The sequence below is a fragment of the Streptomyces lycii genome (assembly GCF_009735685.1).
Taxonomy (GTDB): domain Bacteria; phylum Actinomycetota; class Actinomycetes; order Streptomycetales; family Streptomycetaceae; genus Streptomyces; species Streptomyces lycii.
On the sequence record NZ_WHPN01000413.1, the window covers coordinates 1 to 4,582 of the forward strand.

The window sequence follows — 4,582 nt, forward strand, 5'->3', positions numbered from 1 at the left end:
CGCGGGTGAAACTCACGATGTCGTCCATGCCGTCACCGTCGTAATCACCCAGATACGGGAATTCACCGGCCGGGGAGAACCACTCGTGCCACAGCTCCCCCGCACCGAACTCCCCGCCGGCGGACCGGGCCACATACACATCACCCCGGTCGCCCTGGGTGAACGTCACGATGTCGTCCCGCCCGTCACCGTCCACGTCCCCGACCCGCGGCTGCTCACCGCCGACCGCGAAATGCCCGTGCCACACCCGCGACGCCCCGAACCCGTCGCCGTTCGACAGGGCCACATACACATCCGCCTCGGCACCCTGCGTGAACGTGATCAGATCATCCATCCCGTCACCGTCCACATCACCCAGCGCCGGAAACTCCCCCGCAGGGCCGAAGAAGTCGTGCCAGACCTCCGCGGCACCGAAACGGCCGTCACCGGTGTTCAGCGCCACCCACACATCCGCCTCGTCGTCATGCGTGAACGACACGATGTCGTCGAAACCGTCACCGTTCACATCACCCACGGCCGGCACCTCACCGCGCAACGAGAAGAACTCGTGCCAGACCTCCGCCGCCCCGAACCGCTCACCGTCCGACAACGCCACCCACACCTTCGGCGACGCCTCACGGGTGAACGTCACGATGTCGTCCACACCGTCACCGTTGAAATCACCGCTCAACGGCGTCTCACCACCCGGCGCGAAACGCTCCTGCCACACCCGCGAATCCCCGAACCCGCCCTCGCCCGCGGACGCCACATACACATCGGCCTCCGCGTTCTGAGTGAACGTCACGATGTCGTCCTTGCCGTCACCCGTGAAATCCGTCGGCGAACCGGCGAGTTTCTTGGCGCCGCCGCCGCTGGTGACGAGTTGCATGTAGTAGTCCCAGTTCCAGTTCGGCCCCGGGTCGGTGTGGTCGTTCCCCGGCAGTTCGTTGTGGCCGAGGATGTGCGCCCGGGTCTTCGGTATGCCGTGCGTGTCGCACAGGTGCCGGGTGAGTGCGGCCGACGAGCGGTACATGGCGTCGGTGAACCAGGACGCGTCGCTCACATATCCCTCGTGCTCGATGCCGAGCGACGAGGGGTTGGCGCTGCGCGCGTGGTAGGCGGTGTCGGCGTCGCGCACCATCTGGGTGATGTCGCCGTCCCCGGAGCGGATGACGTAGTGCGAGCTGACGCCCGAGGACGCGTTCTGGAACCAGCTGATCGAGCCGGCGTACGAGCCCTGGGTGACATGGATGACGACCTTGTCGATCGCCGCGGAACGCCCGGGCTGGTAGTTGTTGCCGTGGGCCGGGACCCAGTGCGCGGGGCCGTAGTCGGTGCTCGACATGCCCACGCCCGACGCCTCCGGCTCGTCACCGGTGGAGGGGTCGAGGCTGCGGACTCCGGCGTACGGGCCGCGCTCGGGCTCCGTCTCGCGGGGTTTCACGGTGACGCGTTCACCGTCGGGGGTCTTCGCGCGGATGCCGGAGGCCAGGAAGTCGTAGACGGTGTCGGCGTACAGCCGGGCGGTGGGCCGTTGCCCGGTGCCGCTGTAGCGGGCGACCGCCGGATACCAGGCGCCGACGCGCTCCCGGTCCGCGGCGTCGAGGCCGAGTTCGTCGGCGTGGGCGCGGAGGACGGCGGCCCCGCCCCGGATGTTGGCGGCCGGGTCGCGTCGCAGCTCGGTCTCCGGCAGGCCGGTGAGCTTCGCGGCCTGTTCCAGGGTCTTCCGCTCCGGGTTGCTGACCAGGTGCATGATCCCGTAGCCGCCGGCGGAGCTGGGCTCGCCGCCGTGGCCGTCGAGGTGGGTCTCGCCGTATCCGACGGCGACGAGCAGGTCCCGGGGGACGCCGGATTCCTTGCTCGCGGCGGCGAAGGCGTCGTCGACGGTGCGGTGCGCGTCCGCGGTGCGCGGCGCGGACGAGGCCGCCGGGACGGCCGCCGAGGCGGTGGGGCCGGTCAGCGCCAGGGCCGAGGCGAGGACGGTGGCGAGCAGGGCGGTCCGGGCTCCGGCGCGGCCCGCGCGGGTGGGGTGGGGAGGCACAGGTGATCTCCTTTGGAAGCCGTTCACGGGATCGGGGATCGCGTGGGGGGACGGTGAGGGACCGCCGGTCAGAGGCTGGTTTCGCCCGTGAGGCCGAAGAAGTCGTGCCAGACGGCGCCTTCGACGAAGCCGTCGGTGCCGTTCGAGAGCGCCACGTGGACATCGTTCTTGTCGCCGCGGGTGAAGCTCACGATGTCGGCCTGGCCGTCGCCGTCGTAATCACCGAGGTAGGGGAATTCACCGGCCGGGGAGAACCACTCGTGCCAGAGTTCGCTCGCGCCGAAGCCCCCGCCGGTGGACCGGGCCACATAGACATCGCCCTGGTCGCCCTGGGTGAAGGTGACGATGTCGTCGAAGCCGTCACCGTCCACGTCCCCGACGCGCGGCTGCTCGTTCCCGACGGCGAAGTGCTCGTGCCAGACCTGCGACGCCCCGAACCCGTCGCCGTTCGACAAGGCCACGTAGACATCACCCTCGGCACCCTGCGTGAACGTGATCAGATCGTCCATCCCGTCGCCGTCCACATCACCCAGCGCCGGGAACTCACCGGTGCGGCCGAAGAAGTCGTGCCAGACCTCGGCGGCGCCGAAGCGGCCGTCACCGGTGTTCAGCGCCACATGGACATCGGCCGCCTCGTCGTGGGTGAAGGTGATGATGTCGTCGTAGCCGTCACCGTTGACGTCACCGACGGCGGGCGTCTCGTGGCGCGGGGCGAAGAAGTCGTGCCAGACGCTCGCGGGGCCGAACTCCTGGCTGTTGGACAGCGCGACATAGACCTTCGCCTCACTGCCGTGGGTGAAGGTGACGACGTCGTCGATGCCGTCCTTGTTGAAGTCCCCGGTCAGCGGGGTCTCCCCGCCGACGCCGAAGCGCTGCTGCCAGATCCTCGCCCCGCCGAACGCCCGGTCCCCGGCGGTGGCGACATAGACGTCCGCCTCCGCGTTCTGGGTGAAGGTGATGATGTCGTCCTTGCCGTCACCGTTGAAGTCCGTGGGCGAGCCGCCGAAGATGCCCGCCATCCGCGCGGCCTCGGCCATCAGCGCGCGGGCCGTGGGCTCGGCGACGTCGTAGCGGCCCGGGTGCGCGGAGCCCTGGACGCTCTGGGCGAGCTGGCCGGCGGTCTGCCCGGGGTCGCGCCGGTCGCTCTCGATGGCGCGTACGACGAACTGCGTCGCCGCGTACACCGGGTCCATGATCTGCTCCACCGTGCCCCAGCCGTAGCTGGGCCGCTGTTGGAAGACGCCGATGGAATCCTTGTCGCCGCAGTTCAGGTTGTTCATGTGGGACTCGACCCAGCCGGCCTCGAAGGCGGCGAGCATCACCTTGGCGTTGGCGTCGTGCGCGCGGGCGACGCGGTGCACGATGACGTTGACGGCCGGGTCGTGGGTGGGCGGCACCACGCACTCCGCGTCGAGGATTTCGGCGTTGGCCCGGTGCTCCTTCGCGGGGGGCACGGTCGGGTCCTCGGCGGCGTACGCGGGAGCGGTCCCGGTGGCGGTCCCGGTGGCGACGAGCAGGCCGGCCGCCAAGGTGGTGAGGCCGCGGCGGACAGCGCGCTTCCGGTCGGCCGCACGGCCGGGTCTGCCGGATCTGGACATGGGTGTACCCCTTTCGGAACAGCTCGGGAAAGCAAACGGGATCAGTCGCGGGATCTCGTTGATTCAGAAGGTGGTTTCGCCCGTGAGGCCGAAGAAGTCGTGCCAGACGGAGGCACCGGTGAAGGACCCGGACCCGTCGGACAGCGCCACGTACACATCGTTCTTGTCGCCGCGGGTGAAACTCACGATGTCGTCCATGCCGTCACCGTCGTAATCACCCAGATACGGGAATTCACCGGCCGGGGAGAACCACTCGTGCCACAGCTCCCCCGCACCGAACTCCCCGCCGGCGGACCGGGCCACATACACATCACCCCGGTCGCCCTGGGTGAACGTCACGATGTCGTCCCGCCCGTCACCGTCCACGTCCCCGACCCGCGGCTGCTCACCGCCGACCGCGAAATGCCCGTGCCACACCCGCGACGCCCCGAACCCGTCGCCGTTCGACAGGGCCACATACACATCCGCCTCGGCACCCTGCGTGAACGTGATCAGATCATCCATCCCGTCACCGTCCACATCACCCAGCGCCGGAAACTCCCCCGCAGGGCCGAAGAAGTCGTGCCAGACCTCCGCGGCACCGAAACGGCCGTCACCGGTGTTCAGCGCCACCCACACATCCGCCTCGTCGTCATGCGTGAACGACACGATGTCGTCGAAACCGTCACCGTTCACATCACCCACGGCCGGCACCTCACCGCGCAACGAGAAGAACTCGTGCCAGACCTCCGCCGCCCCGAACCGCTCACCGTCCGACAACGCCACCCACACCTTCGGCGACGCCTCACGGGTGAACGTCACGATGTCGTCCACACCGTCACCGTTGAAATCACCGCTCAACGGCGTCTCACCACCCGGCGCGAAACGCTCCTGCCACACCCGCGAATCCCCGAACCCGCCCTCGCCCGCGGACGCCACATACACATCGGCCTCCGCGTTCTGAGTGAACGTCACGATGTCGTCC

At 69.1% G+C, this 4,582-nt stretch carries 3 protein-coding genes and 1 pseudogene; all 4 read right to left on the reverse strand.

Annotation, left to right across the window (positions count from 1 at the left end; all coding sequences use genetic code 11):
- Window positions 1–784 (reverse strand): FG-GAP repeat domain-containing protein (locus tag GCU69_RS34990; protein WP_456243379.1); only part of this gene is annotated, 784 nt, incomplete at its 3' end.
- 54 nt (window positions 785–838) lie between these two features.
- A pseudogene (locus tag GCU69_RS34995) lies at window positions 839–2,020 on the reverse strand (N-acetylmuramoyl-L-alanine amidase); the annotation flags it as partial.
- 68 nt (window positions 2,021–2,088) lie between these two features.
- Window positions 2,089–3,618 (reverse strand): FG-GAP repeat domain-containing protein, encoded by a 1,530-nt coding sequence (locus tag GCU69_RS29290; RefSeq protein ID WP_156207697.1) that lies wholly within the window; start codon window positions 3,616–3,618, stop codon window positions 2,089–2,091.
- 63 nt (window positions 3,619–3,681) lie between these two features.
- A partial coding sequence (locus GCU69_RS29295; protein ID WP_170315966.1) for an FG-GAP repeat domain-containing protein occupies window positions 3,682–4,582 on the reverse strand: 901 nt, incomplete at its 5' end.